General features: G+C 60.1%; 17 protein-coding genes, 2 tRNA genes and 2 pseudogenes. 5 read left to right on the top strand and 16 right to left on the bottom strand.

What is annotated here, in order from left to right; translation table 11 throughout:
• The first annotated feature begins 23 nt into the window (after positions 1 to 23).
• The 5 genes and pseudogenes from gyrA (at position 24) to L0A91_RS12585 (ending at position 3835) form a co-directional block, all read left to right on the top strand.
• Positions 24 to 2592: pseudogene (gene gyrA / locus L0A91_RS12605) on the top strand (DNA gyrase subunit A).
• Positions 2589 to 3374, top strand: coding sequence for a DUF3566 domain-containing protein (locus L0A91_RS12600; protein ID WP_235244749.1), 786 nt, complete (start codon positions 2589 to 2591; stop codon positions 3372 to 3374). Before gyrA ends, L0A91_RS12600 begins: the two are co-directional and overlap by 4 nt.
• Before the next feature lie 121 nt (positions 3375 to 3495).
• Positions 3496 to 3569 (top strand) — tRNA-Ile (locus L0A91_RS12595).
• Between the two features lie 47 nt (positions 3570 to 3616).
• Entirely contained in the window at positions 3617 to 3742 is a 126-nt protein-coding gene (locus L0A91_RS12590; protein ID WP_235244748.1) for a DLW-39 family protein, read from the top strand.
• Between the two features lie 20 nt (positions 3743 to 3762).
• Positions 3763 to 3835, top strand: a tRNA-Ala gene (locus L0A91_RS12585).
• 66 nt (positions 3836 to 3901) lie between these two features.
• Here the strand turns inward: L0A91_RS12585 and L0A91_RS12580 are convergent.
• From L0A91_RS12580 to L0A91_RS12515, 16 genes and pseudogenes are all read right to left on the bottom strand, one after another.
• Complete coding sequence (locus tag L0A91_RS12580) at positions 3902 to 4174, bottom strand: CBS domain-containing protein (protein WP_235244747.1); 273 nt, start codon at positions 4172 to 4174, stop codon at positions 3902 to 3904.
• 10 nt (positions 4175 to 4184) lie between these two features.
• Complete coding sequence (locus tag L0A91_RS20000) at positions 4185 to 4640, bottom strand: CNNM domain-containing protein (RefSeq protein ID WP_397333728.1); 456 nt, start codon at positions 4638 to 4640, stop codon at positions 4185 to 4187.
• A complete protein-coding gene (locus tag L0A91_RS19995; RefSeq protein WP_397333727.1) occupies positions 4580 to 4927 on the bottom strand; it encodes a CNNM domain-containing protein in 348 nt (115 codons plus the stop codon). The genes L0A91_RS20000 and L0A91_RS19995 overlap by 61 nt, the downstream gene beginning before the upstream one ends.
• The gene (locus tag L0A91_RS12570) at positions 4924 to 6294 is read right to left on the bottom strand and encodes a hemolysin family protein (protein WP_311197820.1); all 1371 of its coding nucleotides are present in this window, start codon (positions 6292 to 6294) and stop codon (positions 4924 to 4926) included. Before L0A91_RS12570 ends, L0A91_RS19995 begins: the two co-directional genes overlap by 4 nt.
• Before the next feature lie 208 nt (positions 6295 to 6502).
• Entirely contained in the window at positions 6503 to 7138 is a 636-nt protein-coding gene (locus L0A91_RS12565; RefSeq protein WP_235244746.1) for a hypothetical protein, read from the bottom strand.
• Between the two features lie 41 nt (positions 7139 to 7179).
• Complete coding sequence (locus L0A91_RS12560; protein WP_235244744.1) at positions 7180 to 11208, bottom strand: cell wall-binding repeat-containing protein; 4029 nt, start codon at positions 11206 to 11208, stop codon at positions 7180 to 7182.
• Positions 11172 to 11786: a peroxidase family protein gene (locus tag L0A91_RS12555; RefSeq protein ID WP_235244742.1), complete on the bottom strand. Its 615-nt coding sequence runs from the start codon at positions 11784 to 11786 to the stop codon at positions 11172 to 11174. Before L0A91_RS12555 ends, L0A91_RS12560 begins: the two co-directional genes overlap by 37 nt.
• Positions 11787 to 12165: 379 nt before the next feature.
• A complete protein-coding gene (locus L0A91_RS12550; RefSeq protein ID WP_235244740.1) occupies positions 12166 to 12792 on the bottom strand; it encodes an LUD domain-containing protein in 627 nt (208 codons plus the stop codon).
• Positions 12779 to 14248: pseudogene (locus L0A91_RS12545) on the bottom strand (lactate utilization protein B). Before L0A91_RS12545 ends, L0A91_RS12550 begins: the two are co-directional and overlap by 14 nt.
• Positions 14245 to 14970: a (Fe-S)-binding protein gene (locus tag L0A91_RS12540; RefSeq protein ID WP_235244739.1), complete on the bottom strand. Its 726-nt coding sequence runs from the start codon at positions 14968 to 14970 to the stop codon at positions 14245 to 14247. The pseudogene L0A91_RS12545 and the gene L0A91_RS12540 overlap by 4 nt, the downstream one beginning before the upstream one ends.
• 120 nt (positions 14971 to 15090) lie before the next feature.
• Positions 15091 to 15660, bottom strand: coding sequence for an NYN domain-containing protein (locus tag L0A91_RS12535; protein WP_220122215.1), 570 nt, complete (start codon positions 15658 to 15660; stop codon positions 15091 to 15093).
• Between the two features lie 85 nt (positions 15661 to 15745).
• Positions 15746 to 16471: an esterase family protein gene (locus L0A91_RS12530; RefSeq protein WP_235244738.1), complete on the bottom strand. Its 726-nt coding sequence runs from the start codon at positions 16469 to 16471 to the stop codon at positions 15746 to 15748.
• Between the two features lie 37 nt (positions 16472 to 16508).
• Positions 16509 to 16754: a hypothetical protein gene (locus L0A91_RS12525; RefSeq protein ID WP_235244737.1), complete on the bottom strand. Its 246-nt coding sequence runs from the start codon at positions 16752 to 16754 to the stop codon at positions 16509 to 16511.
• A gap of 38 nt (positions 16755 to 16792) precedes the next feature.
• Positions 16793 to 16927: a hypothetical protein gene (locus tag L0A91_RS17650; protein WP_260115219.1), complete on the bottom strand. Its 135-nt coding sequence runs from the start codon at positions 16925 to 16927 to the stop codon at positions 16793 to 16795.
• A complete protein-coding gene (locus L0A91_RS12520; RefSeq protein ID WP_235244736.1) occupies positions 16924 to 17520 on the bottom strand; it encodes a Type 1 glutamine amidotransferase-like domain-containing protein in 597 nt (198 codons plus the stop codon). Before L0A91_RS12520 ends, L0A91_RS17650 begins: the two co-directional genes overlap by 4 nt.
• A gap of 336 nt (positions 17521 to 17856) precedes the next feature.
• The gene (locus L0A91_RS12515) at positions 17857 to 18534 is read right to left on the bottom strand and encodes a hypothetical protein (protein WP_235244735.1); all 678 of its coding nucleotides are present in this window, start codon (positions 18532 to 18534) and stop codon (positions 17857 to 17859) included.
• Between the last annotated feature and the right edge of the window lie 57 nt (positions 18535 to 18591).

The raw sequence follows: 18591 nt of genomic DNA, 5'->3' as shown, positions 1-18591 counted from the left end.
AGCCGATTGACCTCAATGCGGAGATGCAGCGCAGTTATATCGAATACGCCATGAGTGTCATCGTGTCGCGTGCTTTGCCGGACGTGCGCGATGGCCTCAAGCCGGTGCACCGCCGCGTGATCTACGCAATGTTCGATGGTGGCTACCGCCCCGATCGTGGCTTCAACAAGTGCGCTCGTGTTGTCGGCGACGTGATGGGTCACTATCACCCACACGGTGATTCTGCGATCTATGACGCGTTGGTGCGACTGGTCCAAGATTGGACGCTGCGCTACCCGTTGGTGCAGGGGCAGGGTAACTTCGGCACCCCAGGTGATGACCGGCCGCTGCGCCGCGATACACCGAGTGCCGGATGGCGCCGCTGGCCATGGAAATGGTCCGCGACATCCATGAAGACACCGTTGATTTCGGCGACAACTACGACGGTAAGACCCAAGAGCCTCAGGTGCTGCCGGCTCGCTTCCCGAACCTGCTGGTCAACGGCTCCGCTGGTATTGCCGTGGGTATGGCCACGCAGATCCCGCCACACAACCTGCGCGAAGTTGCCGACGCCGTGCAGTGGCTGCTGGCTAACCCCGAGGCCGACCGCGACCAGTTGCTCGAAGCAACGATGGACCGGATTCACGGACCTGACTTCCCGACCGGCGCTCAGGTGATGGGCAAGACCGGCATCGACGACGCATACCGCACGGGTCGTGGCTCGATCACGATGCGCGCGGTCGTGGAGGTCGAAGAGATCCAAACCGGCAGTGCCTGGTGGTCACCGAGTTGCCGTATCAGGTCAACCCGGACTCCCTGGCGAAGAAGATCGCTGACCTGGTCAATGACGGTCGCCTGGGTGGCATCGCGGACTTGCGTGATGAGACCTCGGGCCGCACCGGTCAGCGGTTGGTGATTGTGCTGAAGCGCGATGCAGTCGCCAAGGTGGTGCTGAACAACCTCTTCAAGCACACCCAACTGCAGCAGACCTTCGGTGCCAACATGTTGGCGCTGGTCGATGGGGTGCCGCGCACGCTGCCGATCTCGGCCTTCATCCGACACTGGGTGGACCACCAGATCGAAGTCATCGTCCGCCGCACTCGCTACCGCTTGCGTCGCGCCGAAGAGCAGATCCACATCCTGCGGGCGCTGCTGAAGGCGCTGGATGCCCTCGACGACGTCATCGCGTTGATTCGCCGTAGCGCCACGGTGGATGTAGCCCGCGAGGGCTTGATCGAGATGCTGGGGATCGATGAGATCCAGGCACGCGCGATCCTGGACATGCAGTTGCGCCGATTGGCTGCACTGGAGCGGCAGAAGATCATCGACGAGCACGACAAGCTCGAAGCGATGATCATCGACTTCCAGGACATCTTGGATCGCCCGGAGCGCCAGCGCGACATCATCAGCACTGAACTCGGCGAGATCGTCGACAAATACGGAGATGACCGCCGCACCGAGATCTTCCCGTTCGATGGCGATGTCTCGATGGAAGACCTGATCACCCAAGAAGACGTTGTCGTGACGATCACTCGAGGCGGCTACGCCAAGCGCACCAAGGTGACCGAGTACCGCCCGCAAAACCGTGGTGGCAAGGGCCGTCGCGGTGCTGCCCTGCGCGCTGATGACGTGGTCGGACACTTCTTCACCACCAGCACACACCATTGGCTGCTCTTCTTCACCAATAAGGGCCGGGTTTATCGCGCCAAGGCGTATGAGATTCCCGAGGGCGGGCCGACCGGCAAGGGGCAGCACGTCGCGAACCTGATGGCCTTCCAGCCGGGTGAAGAGATTGCGCAGGTCATGGCGCTGCCTAATTATGAAGAGCACAGTTATCTGCTGCTGGCGACTCGCAATGGTCTGGTCAAAAAGACCAAGCTCACTGACTATGACTCCCCTCGCTCCGGTGGTCTGATCGCAGTCAATCTGCGCGACGGCGACGAACTCGTGAGCGCCGGCCTGGCCGAGGCCACCGACGACGCGGTGCTGGTGTCGGTCAAGGGGCAGTCGGTGCGGTTTAAGACAACCGATGAAGCACTGCGGCCTACGGGTCGTGCGACCTCGGGTGTCACCGGCATGAAGTTCCGCGAAGACGACTACCTGTTGGCGATGCAGATCGTGCCCGAAGGCACCGATCCATACGTCTTCGTGGTCTTTGAGACGGGGATGGCCAAGCGAACCCCGCTCTCGGCATACCGAGTGCAGGGTCGTGGCGGTTTGGGCATCAAGGTTGCCAAGGCAACTGAGCGGGGCGGCGATTTGGTTGGCGCCCTGACGGTCAGCGATGGTGACGAGGTCTTGGTGGTGATGGAGCGAGGAAACGTGGTGCGCTCGGCAATTGACCAGGTCCGAGCCACGGGACGTGACACTGCCGGCGTGAAGTTTGCGACGCCGGGCAAGAACGACTCAATTGTTGCTGTTGCGCGCAATGCCGAGACCGCGCTGTCCGATGAGGTTGAGACGATCGAGAGCGAGATCGCATCCGCGGAATCTGGTGCTGAGACTGCGGCGACATCGACTGATGGCGTAACGTCGGGTCAAGTGGAGCCCGACTCGGGCGCCGAGCCTGAAGCTCAGGCACCGGAAGAGCCCGGCACAGGAGGCGAGCTGTGAGCACGACCGAGCATGAGGCTAAGGAACAGGGTTCCAAGGCCGACAAGGAAAAGACCGCAAAGTCTGGGGATGCTGACAAGGCTGTGTCGAGCGCCGATCCGACCGAAAATGTCACGCCAGTGAAGGACGGGTCTATGGCTCGCACCGCACCGCGTCCTGGTCGGCGGACTTCAGGCAATCGACCGTTTGTCGGCTCTGCTGCGGCCGCTGCTGCTGCGACCCGGTCTCGGACAGGCACTGCGCCTGCTGGGGCCACCGTGGGTGCTGAGCGGCGCGCTAGCGCACCAACGAGCGATGGCACGGGTCCACAGCCCCGACAGCCGCGTGAGGCTGCGTATGCGGATGCTCGCTATCCCTCGGGTGCGGCCAGCGTTGGTGCCGCCGCTAACGGTCGTGTTGGTCGCGTGGTTGGCCCTCGTCGGGTCAAACTCACGATGCAGCGGATCGACCCCTGGTCAGCCATGAAGATTTCGTTCTTGGTGTCTGTTGCCCTTGGAATTGCCAGTGTCGTCATGGTTGGTGCCGTCTGGTTGGTGCTGCAGGGCATGGGTGTCTTTGGGACGGTCAATGACTTCATCGTGCAGGTCACCAGCGGTGAAGATGCTGCCTCGTCGTTCGACTTGATGGACTACATCGGGCTGGGCCGCGTCTTGTTGTTGGCTGTCGTCTTCGGCGTCATCAACGTGTTCCTTCTCACTGCACTGTCGACCCTCACGGCCTTCCTCTACAACGTGTGTTCTGCGCTCGTTGGCGGAATGGCTTTGACCTTGTCGGACGAGTAGATCTGCTGACTTAACTGCCCCTGTCGCGGTGTGGCCACTCAGTTTGGTCCAGCCGCGCGGGGTGAGGTAATGTCATGCGTCGCCGGTCAAGAACGTTTGCGCGTTCGTGGCTAGCGGGTAAGGGCCTATAGCTCAGTCGGTTAGAGCGCTGACCTGATAAGTCAGAGGTCACTGGTTCAAGTCCAGTTAGGCCCACCCACCAACTCACTGCAATCGCAGTGAGCAGTATCTGAGGAGGAAGCATGAAGCGCCTTTTGGTTGTTGCAGCTGCCGCCGCAGGTGCGCTGTTCGTCGCTAAGAAGAACAAGGACGCTCAAGCCGAGCGCGATTTGTGGGCCGAAGCGACTGACTCGGTGGGTAGCAACTAAATAGTCTCCCTGAGACGTCAGGGGCCTTAGCTCAGTTGGTAGAGCGCTGCCTTTGCAAGGCAGATGTCAGGAGTTCGAATCTCCTAGGCTCCACAGGAAGAAAAGCCCCGGCCATTGGCCGGGGCTTTGCTTGCGCGCGCGTTGTCGTTCTAGATGCGCCTAATTGGCGACTAACCCAGACCCGCTGGCATGCGGCAAAATGCGGTGCATGATGTCGGTGACACTCACTAAACCGACCAGTCGGCCATCGTCGCGCAGGACAACAAGTTGTTCACCAGATTCACGCATTTTGGCTAGAGCTTCGTAAACCGGAGTGTTGGAGGGCAGGACTAGGGCTGGCCGCGCCAGGGCTTCGGCTTGCTCATCACCGGTGTGCAGCAAAGTGTCGCGGACATGGATCACCCTCGGCGGCGCCACGTCGTCATCAAGCATGAGGATCCGCTTATGTCCTGTTCGTACCCCAGCAGCCCTGACGTCGGCGAGCGATGCACTGCTGCCCACCGCTGCGATATCGGGGTTTTGGGGCCAATTGAGCCAAGGTAAGTTCTTGCAATTCTAAGGCTCGCGAGATCTGTTGCTGATAGTCAGCCTCTAGTGCGCCCTTGGCCGCAGACTGCTCAACGAGCACGCGGATGGTTTGCGCATCTTGGCCCCCTACGGCGGCCCTATCCACCGGCGTGACCCCACTGGCCGCTACCAGCTTGTTGGCGATGGCGTTGACCCAAAGCAGCAGTGGACGAACGAGCCAGATAAAGACACGCATGGGTGGTGAGACCAGTTTGGCGGCCCGCTCAGGATGCGCTATCGCCCATGATTTAGGAGCCATCTCACCAACCACTAGGTGCAAGAAGGTGACAAAGAACAGGAAAGGGCAAAAGACGTGCCGCCAGCGACCCATCCCGGCAAACCAGCGTCGGAAAGAATAGGCCCCAGCCAGTAGTCCATGGCGGGCTTAGTCACCGCTCCCAGCGCAAAAGTGCACGCGGTGATCCCTAGTTGTGCACCGGCAAGCATCACGGTGAGTTCGTGCATGCTGCGTAGGGCCGAGCGGGCCGACGCAGAGTGCTCAGCCTCGGATTCCAGACGGCTTTGTCGTGCACCGAGCAGAGAAAACTCAACGATCACGAAAAGTGCCGTGAGCACGATCAACAACACAGTAATTAGCGAAACAATCAGACCACTCATCGCTCCTCCTCGGGCGTAGCGGACGACTCTTCCCTGTCGGGAGCGTCCTCATCAAGGGACGTCTCAACCAGCATGATCTCGAGAAGGCTGGGCACATGGCGATGAATTTCAAGCACTTCGATCTGCAGCTCGCGGCGAACTCGTTGCTCTAGAACCATTTCGGAGGTCTCTTCTGCCAAGTTGACTACCACTTCTTGACCCACCTCTGGCAGAGAGCCCAGCTCGGCGATCAACAGGCCTGAGACTGTTTCGAAGTCCCCCTCTGGCAAGTCGTGCCCGATTGCTCGTTGCATTTCATCAACATGCACATCGCCAGCCATCTGCCAGTGGTTTTCGCCGACCTCGATGATTCCCTCCGGCACCTCATCATCATGTTCATCGGTGATCTCACCGACTAGCTCTTCGGCAAGGTCCTCCATGGTCAAGACACCAGCGAAACCACCATATTCATCGACCACGCATGCCATTTGATGTCCATGTTGACTGAGTTTCTCCACTGCATCGGGTAACTGCATCAGCGTTGGCACGATAACCGTGTCATGCATGATGTCGCTCGCTGTCCCCTCCTCGGATGCCTGCAATAAATCGACGAGGTGAACCACCCCAACAGGTTGACCTTCAGAGTTCACCACCGGATACCGGCTATGCCCGTTTGCCATCAGCACGCGCAACTCACCGAGAGGGGTTTGAGGATCGATCACGTCTACTCGGGATCGTGGAATCTGGGCGTGCTCAACATCTTGGTTCGGAAAGTCCAAAATTCGTTCGAGTAGGAGAGCAAGGTCTTGAGGCAGGTCACCGCTATCGCGAGAGTCGGTAAAGATCTGCTCGAGCTCTTCGGCTGTGGCGGTGCTGTCCAGATCGTGAATTGGTTCAATCCGCACGAGTCGCAGCAGAGAGTTGGCTGACCAGTCGAAGACCTTGATGAGCCAACCGAACATGGCGAGATAGATCAGGGTTGATCGAGCCAAAGTGCGAGCAAGCGGGCCGGCGTTCGCTATCGCCAAGTTTTTGGGGTAGAGCTCGCCGAAGATCATTTGAACGACCGTGGCAATCGCCAGCGCTGAGACTGTCCCAACGGTGATGCTCAACGCTTGGGGCACACCGACACCGCCCAGGACGATGGATAGGCCCCGGCCCACCAATGGTTCTGCCACATATCCAACCAGCAGACCGGTCACGGTGATACCTAGTTGGGCACCAGAAAGCATGAACGAGGTGCGTTGAGTGACCTTGAGAGCTTTGGCTGAGGCGTCATCCCCTTCCTCGGCTTCGGCAGCGAGACGCATCCGGTCAACCGACATGTAGGCAAATTCTTGTGCCACGAAGTAGCCATTCGCCGCAATGATCACGGCGATGGCAAGCATGCCCCCAGTATGAGAAGAACCGCGACCGTCACTCCATCACACCGATCGCCAAATCTAAGGAGTGGAAACCGCGGAATTTGTCAGATGACATGTCGAGATAGTATCTCGCGGCTCTGAGGCTCACCGTCAGACGCGACGAACAGGCATACGCGTTGGGGCCCACCCCCGAAGGTGTGGGCCCCAACTTTCACGTTGTCCTATGAGTTCGCTAGTCGGTCGGCAGCACCTCCGAGGTGATGCTGCGTAGGACACCTTCGTCATCTTCGAAGGTGACAACTACACGAATAGTTGAGGCCCCGTCACCGTCACTGGGTGTGAAGGTATCCGTGTTGTCGGCAGAGGGCTCCGGCATGGAATCGACGCTGGGCGAGGGTGCTAGCGCTTCTGCATCCTGCCAGTTGAAGCGGACCGATTCGGGGTTAGCGACGGTCTGCTCACCATTTTCATCCTCGAAGATCACGGTTGCCGTTACTGACCCGGCTTTCGCGGCGATCTCGACGACACCTAGCGGTGCGCAGGCTGCCCAGGCAGTGGGATCTTCGGCTGCGTCGACAATCAAGCAGGCATCTGCGAACTGCAGTTCCTCCATATTGCGGACGACATCCAACCCGTCGTCTCCCACGTTGTCTTGCACCTGGTAGTAGCCGTCGCCGAGGTTCGCTATGGAGTAGTCCGCGAGAGCCTGAGCGAAAACGGCCGTATCCGTGCTGCCGTCATCCTCGATCACGATGTCGCGAACGACATCGATTTCACCGGGATTGATCGAACCGTCGAACACTGCGGCTGATAGATCAGCTGCACTGTTGTAGAAGTTACCGTCGTGCGTGAGCTGCACTCGCAGCATCGCGTCGCCGTCTATGAAGTCGTCTCCAAAGCGACCCTCAATCAGGTCATTTCAGGACCACCCAGCAACAGATCGGCATTGCCGTCATTATCAGCATCGAAAACCATAAATCGCTGCGAATAGTCCTCGGCACCAGGCCTCAAAAGCTCTTCAAGGCCACCGATCAGGTCAATGCCGTCCTCGGTCAACAAGTTAACGTCGCCGTCCAAGAGATCGTCCGCTGGCACACCAAGACCTCGCAATACGTCGTCACCTGAACCTCCGGACAAAGCCTCAACCTGCGTGAAGCGGTCCCGGATTGCGGTGATGTCGGGCGGCTGCAGCAGATTGAAGTTCAGATCTGCATCGACACCACTAGTCGTGCCGTAGTAGGTCACCGAGTCCCAACCAAACATTCCGTGGAAGCGATCGGTGCTGCCCGGCGAACCGACGAGAATATCGTCGCCACCTTCAGCGTCGTAGTCATCTGATCCAGGGCCACCGATGAGGACATCGTCGCCGCCCATGAGGTCGTTCTGGAACTGCTGACCATTATCCGCGATCAACAAATCAGCGTGCGGGCCGGTCTCTAGCCAATCGTCGCCTTCATTGCCGAATGGAGCATCGCGACCAGTGCCACCAAGGAAGACGTCGTCACCGGGTCCAAAGAAGCCTGTCGCCCCGTCGGCGTTGTCCTGCGTCTTCCGGATGAAGTCATCGCCAGGGCCGGGGAGCAGGAGGTCGATCCCTGCGCCACCGTCGATAGCGTCATTGCCTTGTTGACCCTTGATGTTGTCGTCACCAAATGTGTCAGTCAGGATGTCGTCACCGGTGCCGCCGACGATGGAGTCGTTGCCCGAGCCGCCAATGATGCGGTCATTGCCTCCGTAGCCCCAGAGAGCGTCATCACCTTGGCCACCGCGAATATTGTCGGCCTCGGTGCGGACTCCGTGGATCTCGATGTGCTCGTCACCGTCCCAGCGCCACTGACCACCGGTGAAGATCAAGCCAGCAGGGAGTGGGTCGGGCAGGTTTTCCAGGTCAATGGTCGGATCCTGTACGACAAAGATCTCAGCCGGCAGCAGTGATGCATCCGTATTGCGCTGGATCAGTGACGAGAAGGAGTTAGCTTCCAGGGACTGGAACAAGGTGTTTCCCTGGTTGCGGAACAGGTAGTAGAACCGGTCTCCGAACTGCAGGTCTTCGAGTTGGTTCTCGAAAACGTAGTTGAAGGTGGCGCCCAACATGCCGCCAAACGGCTCGACTGCCTCAGCGAGGCCACCGACCCAGAAGTCGACTTCTTCCAAACCTGTCGTGGTCAGACCATCAACATTGGCCCATTCACTTCCAGCGGCGCTGGTCATGAACGCGACACCATCTGCTGGGGCTTCAGCACTCGGGAAGAGTGCCTCCACTGCAGCCATGAGGTCCGGGATCATTGATGTCTCGCCACCAAGGACCACGACTCGGCTGGGGTTCAGACGAAGAATCTCGTCAATCACCGAAGCCGGAATGGTGGCCGAATTGCCAGGGACCAACAACACGGGTGAGTCGGAGGTTCCAGCCACTGGTGCCGCAGTCAGCGCGTCCGGGAAGCTCATGCCTGAGGCCAGGTATAGAGTTCCGCCGGTGCTAGCTGGGAATGAGTTTTCACTGATGGAGACCGCCGTTTCGTAGCGGTTAACGCCAGCGAGACGCTCTGTGGTGCCGAAATCACCCAAGGCCGTCAGGGTGGTTGCGCTGACCGAGTTGGGTCCACCCAGCACCTTGATGTCGGTGACACCAAGTCGCGTGAGTTCATCGGCCGTTGCTGACGGGATTGAGGTGTCACTGACCAACAGCAGGGGAGCTCCCGCGGAGGCCGCAGCAGCACCACCTGCGAGTGCGTCCGGGAAGTCAAACCCATTCGCGATGTATGCGGTGCTCGCCCCAGTGGGGAAGGCCCGCTGGCTGACTGCAGTAGCGGTCAGGAAGCGGTTGTCACCAGAGATCCTGGTTGCGGTTTCCGTGGTGGTGTACGTCGCCAGTGATTCCACAACTTGATTGGTGATGACGCCCGAGCCACCCAGAACAACGATCTCTTCTGGTTGCAGTCGGTTCAGCTCAGTAGCGGTCGCTGATGGGATCGAGTTGGTCCCAACAAGGAGCAATGGTGCTCCCTCGACAGCCGCTGCCGGTCCGCCGGCCAGAGCATCTGCGAAGCCCAAGCCGCTTGCCACGTAAACCACGGGTGCCGTGCCTGGGAAGGCCGATTGACTCACTGCTGCCGCCGTGGCGTAACGGTTATCGCCGGACATCCGCTCAACGCGGCTGCTTTCGTCCGCAATTCCGTACACCAACACTTCTGCAGCAGCACGCTTGTCTTCCAGGGTGACTGCGTCGACCACGGTTGGGTGTGTGCCGTAGGCAGCCACGAAGTTCACCAGGGCTGCTTTGCTGTCGCCGCGGCCGAAGTTCTCTCCGTTGCGCAGGGCTAGACCGTAGTCTTCCCAGCTGGTGTAAGGCTCCAGGTTGGGGTCACCTGACTCAGCGAAGAAGGTCCTCCTGGCCTCCTGGAGTCCGGGCACACCCACATCACGGCTACGCATGATGTTGACGGTGGCCAGGTCAAGTGGCAGTCCTAGCAAGTTATTGCGAAGGGTGCTGGTCATCAGTTCATCGATCTGATTCGCCGTCTGGTTTGTGGTGCCGTTAATCAGTGCTCCAGCGGCCTCCTCAGAGTTGAGGGACTGACCATCAGGACACACGCTGACCGGGGTGCCATCAACAACTTCGGTGACCGGCGGCACAGCACAGTGGAAGGCGACCGGGTTGAGGAAGCCATCCAGCAATGATGTGTTGGTGGTGCCGAAGCCTTCGCGGTTCAGATCCTGCGTCAGCATGGAGTGACCGAACCGGTAGACGACGTGAGCAAACTCTGCCTTGATCGACGGGTCAATCGTGCTGTCGTAGCTGTTTTCGTTGAAGACCACGGTGTCGATGGTCGGCTGGATGGTCCGGGCAAACTCCTCGAAAACGAGGTGCTGGTACTGCATCTCGTTGGCGAAGCGTGCCGACTGGAAGACGCGCTCGTTGTAGCTCCAGTCGTCGGACTCTGACTGATCCTGGTACGCCGCGAGGAGATCCTCGTTGCCTTCTGCGTTCAAGGTGGCGTTGATCTGCGTGACCAGGCGGTTGTGCTCAGCGTGGAACACGTGGTGGACCGAGGTCAGACCGATGTTCTCGTTGCCGCGTCCATCTCCGCTGATGAAGTGCTCGCCAAGCAGCACGTTGTCGTACCCAGCCAACTCAGGGTTAGCTGGGTCTTCTGGGACTGGGACAGCACCGTGAGCAATGTCGTCAAGGAATGCCTGGTCCAAGTTGATCGCCGAAGAGGTATCGACGGGAGCGGAGTCGTTACCCTCAACGAGGCCGTCCTCGGTCATCAACTGTGGCATCCCACGATCTGGGCCAGGTGCGAAGTTGCCGTAGAGGTCGACGGCAACCTGCGGTACGGCGAGAACGTCTTCGTCGACGAGGTCGATACCGAGAACGTCCCGGGCCTGGGTCTTGACGTCGTTCCAGGTCGCGAGGCCGTCACCAAGTCCGTCACCGTTGGTGTCTTCGCCACTAAGAAGGCGACCGGTGGCCACTGGGCCTGCCGGTGAGCTTTCGTACTCGCGCAGGAACACGTGGTGCGAGGGATGTGAGGTGTAGGTCTGGTTCTGATCAACGAACGGTGTCGTGCGGTTTTCGTGCTCACGGTCACCGTTGGGTTGGTTAGTTGCCCTGTTCAGCATCATGAAGCGCAGTTCGGGCGGGGTCGAGGCATAGAGCGGGTCATCCTCGGCGAGCGGCACAATAATGGCGCCGTTGCCACCCTTGCTCACCTGGTCTAGGCCGTGGTCGAAGAACTGGCCGAACAAGACGAAGAAGAGGTTGGTTGGTGCCGACAGGCCTTCATCTGGGCGGATATTCGGTAGGAAAACCTCTCCAGTGTCAGGGTCTGTCACGGCGCCATCGTGTGACTCAGCGGCTTCGGCTGCTGCCGGGTTGGCCGTGGTCGAGTCGACAATCAGGTTGCTGATCGTGCGTGGCTCAGCGTCGTACACCGTGCCATCGGTCTGGGCGTAGCAAGAGTTCTCCGGGCTCCACAGACAGAACGGTCGCCCTCGGGAAGCGGCGACCCTGGTGTTGTGGGGCCGGCCTCTCGCCAATCAGTGCCCAGGAGTCGCGGCATGATTTCGTTGGCGCTGCCCCAGTCGGTGTTGAACTCGAGGTTGTTGAAGGACCCATCCACGGTGCGAAGACCGTGCGGCAGGCTGGGGTCTCGAACACATTTGCCAGAGGTGTCGTTGCGGTCTTCACATAGAAGGCCGGCAGCCGTGGTGTCTCCAGCACGAACGCGTTCTGAGTGAGCCTCAGAGATTTCGATCTGCGCCAGGATGAACTCAAGGTCTCCCTCAGACAGGTCGAAGACGGGGGTTTGGTCTGTCGCGAGAGGAGATGCCTCGTTGTCTTGGCTCGGCGCGACCACGGCGACTGCGGCTACTGGGCTGACCAGTAGAGAACTCGCCGCAAGAACAGCGAGCAGCGATCGTCGCCTTGTTCGTCGGAAAACGGTGACGAGGGCGGCTGTTGCCCCGGCTAAGAAGAGGATGGCAAGGCATATCCACAAGGTTTCTCGCATGATCGTTTCCCTCGATCGCGGTGCTAGGAATCCACTAGCACAAATGGGTGTATCTTCACGGGTTTTATGCGATGTAATTAAAAACACACTAGGGAATACTTACCTTCCGCGGGGGAAAGGGCCGATTTCGTTACCATTTCTTTATCAAATACCGGAACAAACGTGAGGGAAATATGATCCACCGGACTCCCTCGTAGGTCGCTCACCTGCAGAGTCTTGCAATGTGGCGATCCCTTGTGACGGGTGGGGTTTGTGGGTCTCGGGGTCGAGAAGGCACGAGAGAGGCCGTGGTGAGGTCACAACGTCGACCCGGTTGAGATCTATTGCCGCAGTAAGGATCTGGCGAAGAAGAACGAGCGACTAACCTGGCCCGCAGTAGTTAGTAGACGACAAGAACCACGAGTTTGCGTGGACCGTGCACACCTTCAACTCTGGTGAGTTCGATGTCGCTGGTGGCTGATGGGCCGCTAATCCAAGTTTGGGCGCGCTGCGGGTTTAACTCAGCTATCGCTTCGGGGACTCCCGCCACGATCTGGTCGGTCCGGATGACGCAAATGTGCCGGTCCGGCACCAAGGTGATGGCACGACGGCCCTGATCGCCTTGATGGTCAAGCACGATGGTGCCGGTTTCGGCTATGCCGACCTGGGCTCCGGTCACCACAGCGTCATAAGTGTCGAGTTCATTGGCTGTCTGCAGCTCATCGACGTCAGCATTTGAAAGGTCCCAGGGCAGGTCAACCGGCACGATGCAATGCATGCCTTCGACCTCGGCAGCAATCGCATCAGCAACTCCAATGGCCGAAACTAGCCGCACTGTTGCCTGGTAGTCGGTCACGCGCTCAACGAATAGGCTGACCGGGTCAGGGTGAGTGGCTACGTCGCGATAGGCCCGGGATATCTGTCGTGATCGCGGCTTCTCTTTGCTGGGAGCCAGCGCAGCCCGCACTCGTCCCAGAATCTCTTCGCGCGCACCTGTGCCGCCGACGCTTGACTCACTTGATGTCACCGCCGGCGGTCCGCTTCATCCACGCTCGGAACGACTCCTTCGGAACATCGGGTATGTCGCGTGCTCCGGTCCATGCGCCCGCTGCGCCGGGCAGCGACTTCAGGGCAGAACTGCCAAACCTGCCGGCAAGTGGCCCTGTCAGGCGGCCAGCCACCCCGAAGCGCTGGTCATCAACTTCCACCGAGTGGCTGAGCCAAACGAGAAGCCAGCACCGGCCATCGCCGCTGCGTAGCCGTCCAGGCCATCGCCTCGGTGACTGTCGACCACCTGACTACGCAGGTCAACCAGCACCGAAGGGATGTCGATGGCAACCGGGCACACGTCATAACAGGCACCGCACAGCGACGAGGCATAGGGCAGCGAGTCTGTTTGCTCATCAACCCCGACGCCTTTCAGCAGCGGATTCAAGATCGCGCCGATCGGTCCTGGGTACACCGAGCCGTAGGCCTTGCCCCCGGTGCGCTCATAGACCGGGCACACGTTGAGGCATGCTGAGCAGCGAATACACCTCAAGGCTTGGCGGCCAACCTCATCGGCCAAGGCCCGGGTACGGCCGTTGTCGAGCAGCACCACATGCACTTCCTGTGGCCCATCGGCCTCGTTCACACCGGACCACGTTGAGGTGTAGGGGTTCATCCGCTCGCCGGTCGATGACCTCGGCAACGTCTGCAAGAAAACGTCGAGATCTTCCCAGGTGGGCACTATCTTTTCGATGCCGACCACCGAAACCAACACTTCGGGCAGGGTCAGGCACATTCGGCCATTGCCTTCAGACTCCACGACCACCAAGGTGCCGGAATCAGCGACGGCAAAGTTGGCCCCAGAGACAGCCACCTTGGCCCGCAAGAACTTTTCGCGCAGGTGCAATCGCGAAGCATTGGCCAGCGTGGCCGGGTCATTCGTCAGACCTTCGGGGGCAGGCTTGCCTGCGCCGCCCATCGACTCGACAAAGATGTCGCGGATCTCATCTCGATTGCGGTGAATGGCCGGCACCAAGATGTGGCTGGGCAGGTCATCGCCCAACTGCACGATCAACTCAGCCAGGTCGGTCTCCCAGGCAGCGATGCCGCGCTCAGCCAGAGCTTCGTTGAGGCCGATCTCTTGGGTGGCCATCGACTTCACTTTGACCACTTCATCGACCCCGTGGCCTGCGGCGATATCCCCACGATTTGGCAAGCCTCGTCTGCATCGCGCGCCCAATGCACCGTCGCGCCGGCCGAAACCAGCGACTCTTCCAACTGCACCAGGTATTCATCGAGGTGGAACAACACCTCGTCTTTGATCGCTGCTCCCGCCAGGCGCAGCTGCTGCCAGTTGTCGACCTCCTCGACAACTTCAGCGCGCTGGGCCGAATCACTCCGGTCGCATTGGCCAGATTGCGCCGCAACTGGTCGTCCTGCAGAGCCTCGCGAGCGGCGGAGGGGAACGCTGGCATACCCACGAAGGTGCCGCTCATCGACTCACCTCCTGGGTTGAGGCCAAGATTTGAGCCAGATGAATCGTCTGCACTCCCGTTGATTGTCGCGACATCATGCCGCCCATGTGCATCAGACATGAGTTGTCGCCAGCCACGAGATATTCAGCGCCGGTGGAAGCGACATGATCGATCTTGTCTTGGCCCATCGCGGTGGATACATCGGAGTTCTTGACCGCGAAAGTCCCACCAAATCCGCAGCATTGATCTGCTCCCGGCAACTCGACCAAGTCGATGCCTCTGACCTCTCGCAACAGGCGCAGTGGGCGCTCGCCGACGCCCAACATACGCAGAGAGTGGCAGGTGGGGTGATAGGTCACCTTGTGCGGAAAACTCGCACCCACATCGGTCACGCCCAGCACGTCCACCAGAAACTCGGATAGCTCATAGACCCGCGGTGAAACCTCGGCGACCGCATCAGCCAACCCGGCGTCCTGACTGCGTGCAGCGACGAGTTTGTGCTGGTGGCGGGCTGATCCGGCGCACGATCCCGAGGGTGTGACGATGGCGTCATAGCCCGAAAAGGCCTTGGTGAACTGCCGAACCGCTGGCACGGCCTCATCGAGATAGCCCGTGTTGACCATCGGCTGACCACAACAGGTCTGTGCGTCCGGAAAATCGACGGCGACACCGAGCCGCTGCAACAAACGCATCACTGCTTTTCCCGTCTCGGGAAAGAGCGCATCGTTGATGCACGTGACCATCAGGGCGACCTTCATGCCCCTACCGTGCTTTGTTTCGCGTTCGGTGTAAAGGCCCCGATCTCGCTGGTCGTGTGCACCAACTCACGCGCGGGACATCCGCGGTTTCGCACGAGTGGCGGGTTACAAGAATTCGAGTGGGTTGAACTCTTCGATCGGGATGATCCGCAGACGAGGCAGCCGGGTGTTGAAGGCACTGGCGTCATGCTCCAGGTCAAAGAACTCCATGCCGCGAGCCTCAAGGGGAGCAAAGCCGCTGTTGCGGAACTCCTCAAAGGCCATCAGGCCAACGCGCCGACGACCATTGACCAGCGGGTCCATCGCGTCAACGAAGTCACCGTCGTGGCTGACCAGCATCACATCGGAGTCTCGCTGCGACAGCGCCTCGAGCGTCTTGATGATGGCCATGTCGACGACCTTGTCGTCGCTTGAGCCCGACAGCGGCACGGTCGTGTAGCCGATCGCGCGCAAGGCTTGGACGAATGCCATCGGCAACCCCGAAGAAGCGTTGAGGAAGAACAAACCCTTGGCGGGTTGCTCCCACTCGCTCTCGGTGAAGCTGAGCAGGCGGTCCCAGCGCGGGCGTTCTTCTGGCTGTGGCCGGCGGTTCAAGATCGAGTTGCCGATGGTGGCGTCGATGTTCTCGCCATCCACCAGCAAATAGGTCACGCGGCCGTCTTCGTGTTCGTTCATTCGTGTTCCTTGATAAATAGATCCAGAGCCCATGTTGGCTTTGGTGCCCCCAGGCTACTCGCCTGGATGCCGCAGTGGCGAGGGCCTATTCGTAGACAAATCGTTGCGGGCCGGGATAGATCCACGACAACGCGTCTTGCAAGCGGTCACGCCAGTTTTCCCAGGAATGGCCATCTCGTGCTTCGACGTACCGCACCGTCATTCCGGCCCCTTCAAAGACGGGCACCATCGAGCGGTTCGGCACGATTAACTCTTCATAGACGCCGCAGGACATATAGATGTTGTCGGTGACCTTTGTGGGCTTGTCCCGATAGCGATTCATGAACTTCACGACCGGGTCAAAGGCTGGGCCGCCCTTGTGATAGTTTCCGATATCTGTGAAGACGAAGGATCCCGACTGCAAGATCAGCGATCCGAACATCTCGGGGTTGCGAAAGGCCACCGAGAAGGAGGCAACGGCCCCGAAACTGGCACCCATTAAGGCACGGGCATCAGCACGGTCGACCAACGGCACGCGCTCGGCGACATAGGGGATCAACTCGGTCGTGATGTGCCGAGCATGCGCTGCGTAGTTGGGATACTCCCGAATGCGGTCGCCGGGATTGCTGAAGACCACCACCGTTTCGGCCATATCCAGGCGGTGGATGAGATTGTCGAGCACCGTGCGCATCGCGGAGTGGTTGATGTAGTCGTCGCCGTCATGCACAACCAGCAGTGGGTATGTCGAGGTCTTGCGATAGCGCGCAGGCAGATACACCCGAGAGGTGGTGTTGCGGCGTAACGCTTTGGAGTAGAACTCGATGGTGTGCAACTCGCCGCGGCGACACCCTGGATCGTGCTGGACCCATTCAGGGTCTTGTAGCCGACGGCCTGCGCGACAGAGGACGATCCCAGCGGGCTTGAAGCCAGTTGGGGTTGAGCGGGTCGTTGAAGTCGCTGTGGTGCTCACCAACCCGCGTTTCCAGGTGGTAGTCGACGCGCGAGCCCTCAGGCAACTCGATGACAACCCACCAAAGAGAGAAGCCGGGGATGCGCTTCATCGCGACGCGCTGCGGTTGGTTGACGATCCGGTGCTTGACCCAGACCTCATCCACCTCGCCGCGGAACAGGAAGGTGCACCTAGCACCCTCGACTAGGGAGCCTGGTGCTCAGCCAAAAATTCGTCGATGACCTGCTCTGAAAGATCTTCGCGCTCACGAAGTTGGTTGATCAGGAGCTTGCGCTGTTGGCGCTTGCGACCAACGCGTTGAGTCGTGACGGTGCTCATGCGGCCTCCAAACTTTCTGAGGTCGTCGCGGTGCCATCGACCGCCAAGACGGGCGAGCCAGCCGGGATCAGGCCATCGGCGCAGACACCGACGTGTGCTCCTGCATCGAGTAAGAGGCATTGCGATGGCGCAAAGCGGCGCGCGATCGTCGCCATCCGGGTCTTGTCGCTGAGGTTCAGCCGATCCCGAGCCGAGGGCAGCGCCACTGCGTTCTTCACCAGGCCCAAGCCCTCGGCATACACCTCGGCGAGGGTTGGGCCATGGGTGGCGCGATCGTTGAACAACACCACGCGTTCAGTCAGTGCCATCGCTCCCGCGCCCCAGGCAATGATCGGCTTTCGTGCCAGCACCGGGGTGATGTTGAACAGGTGCAGGCTATTGAGCAGCACCCGAATATCGCCGCCGGTCATCACGACAGCCTCGACATCAGCCAATTGCTGAGCGACCTCGGCGCGGGCGCGGGCGATGGCTGGCCTCTCGTGCGGCGCCGTCTGCGCCCAAAAGTCGGCATAGACCTTGGTGACCTGGTCAATGTGACGAGTGTCCAGGTCGCGGACAACCCGTTCGGCATGTTTGAGCGCGGAATCGCGCACCCATTCACGACGCGGGACGTGATCGCGAATATCCGCAAGAGCCAGGTCGCGTGGTCGAGACCGCGCAGGTACAACTCCTGCATCTCAACCATCGTGCGTCGACGGTCCCGGTCAGCTTGGGTGAACTCTGGATCGTTGTCCCAGATTTGCTGCATCCGACGCCACAAGCCGAGATTGCGGCTGCGACCGCTGAGCATGCTGTCGAGCAGGGAGTCGTCGGCTTCGCGGTCCTGCCAGCCAGCATTGATGGTCGCAATTGGACCCGTCATGCCAAGATCGCGGACTACTTCGTCCAGTTTGGGTTTGCGTTGCGGGCCGAGCAGGGTGATTCGCGGCTCAGCCGACATGTACATGCACCGATCGGCCGACGTCGTCGAGCATGTCGTGCAGAACGTCGTAGTCGGGGTGACGCATTCGCACCCAGGCATTGGCCATGTAGCCATTCTCGATGGGCTGCGTCAGGGTGCCAGCGCTCGGGATGTGGGCGTCCATGATCCACCGACCCAAGCGGTTCTCGACATCCTCAAGGCCCGCGTAGCCACTGATGTTGCCATCGCTTTCGGGGCGCAAGGCGATGATGCCGGCGGAGTGGCTGCGGCTGGGGCGGATATCCGTGCCGTTGTAGAGGATGGCTTCGGCCCAGGCACGATATACGTCGATGTCGTTGGCGGCGCTGTAGAGATCCCAGCAGCCAACACCGGGCGGGCGCGCGCCGATCTCGCTGAACTTCAGCCCCTTGGGCCCATCGAACCATTCCATGTGAGTGGCTGCGGTTTCGATGCCCAGGGCGGCATTGACGCGACGGCCCATCTCGCGCAGTTGGTCGTACAACCCACCACCCTCAATACGGTTGGTGGTGATGTATTGCGGCGAAATCCAACGGGTACGCATGGCCTCAAGCACACCTGGGAAGTAGTGCGAGGCGAAATCAAGGACGGGTTCGCCGTTGATGCTGATGGTGTCGTAGAAGCCTTCGTGGCCCTCAACGAACTCTTCGACGGCAATCGACGTCACACCTGGGCCAAACTGGCTGAGGGCCTGGTCAAGCTCGGTGTCGTTGTCGGCCCGACT

It is taken from the genome of Ornithinimicrobium sp. INDO-MA30-4 (assembly GCF_021535045.1).
Classification (GTDB): Bacteria; Actinomycetota; Actinomycetes; order Actinomycetales; family Dermatophilaceae; genus Ornithinicoccus.
This window is presented reverse-complemented; position numbering and strand designations above follow the sequence as displayed.

Excerpts from the sequence above, each read along its gene's own strand:
- L0A91_RS12590 (WP_235244748.1), top strand. The coding sequence starts at position 3,617 with ATGAAGCGCCTTTTGGTTGTTGCAGCTGCCGCCGCAGGTGCGCTGTTC.
- L0A91_RS12565 (WP_235244746.1), bottom strand. The coding sequence starts at position 7,138 with ATGCTGCGAGTGCAGCTCACGCACGACGGTAACTTCTACAACAGTGCA.
- L0A91_RS12535 (WP_220122215.1), bottom strand. The coding sequence starts at position 15,660 with ATGAACGAACACGAAGACGGCCGCGTGACCTATTTGCTGGTGGATGGC.
- L0A91_RS12555 (WP_235244742.1), bottom strand. The coding sequence starts at position 11,786 with ATGCGAGAAACCTTGTGGATATGCCTTGCCATCCTCTTCTTAGCCGGG.
- L0A91_RS12570 (WP_311197820.1), bottom strand. The coding sequence starts at position 6,294 with ATGCTTGCCATCGCCGTGATCATTGCGGCGAATGGCTACTTCGTGGCA.
- L0A91_RS17650 (WP_260115219.1), bottom strand. The coding sequence starts at position 16,927 with ATGAGCACCGTCACGACTCAACGCGTTGGTCGCAAGCGCCAACAGCGC.
- L0A91_RS20000 (WP_397333728.1), bottom strand. The coding sequence starts at position 4,640 with ATGGGTCGCTGGCGGCACGTCTTTTGCCCTTTCCTGTTCTTTGTCACC.
- L0A91_RS12540 (WP_235244739.1), bottom strand. The coding sequence starts at position 14,970 with ATGGTCACGTGCATCAACGATGCGCTCTTTCCCGAGACGGGAAAAGCA.
- L0A91_RS12580 (WP_235244747.1), bottom strand. The coding sequence starts at position 4,174 with ATGCTTGATGACGACGTGGCGCCGCCGAGGGTGATCCATGTCCGCGAC.
- L0A91_RS19995 (WP_397333727.1), bottom strand. The coding sequence starts at position 4,927 with ATGAGTGGTCTGATTGTTTCGCTAATTACTGTGTTGTTGATCGTGCTC.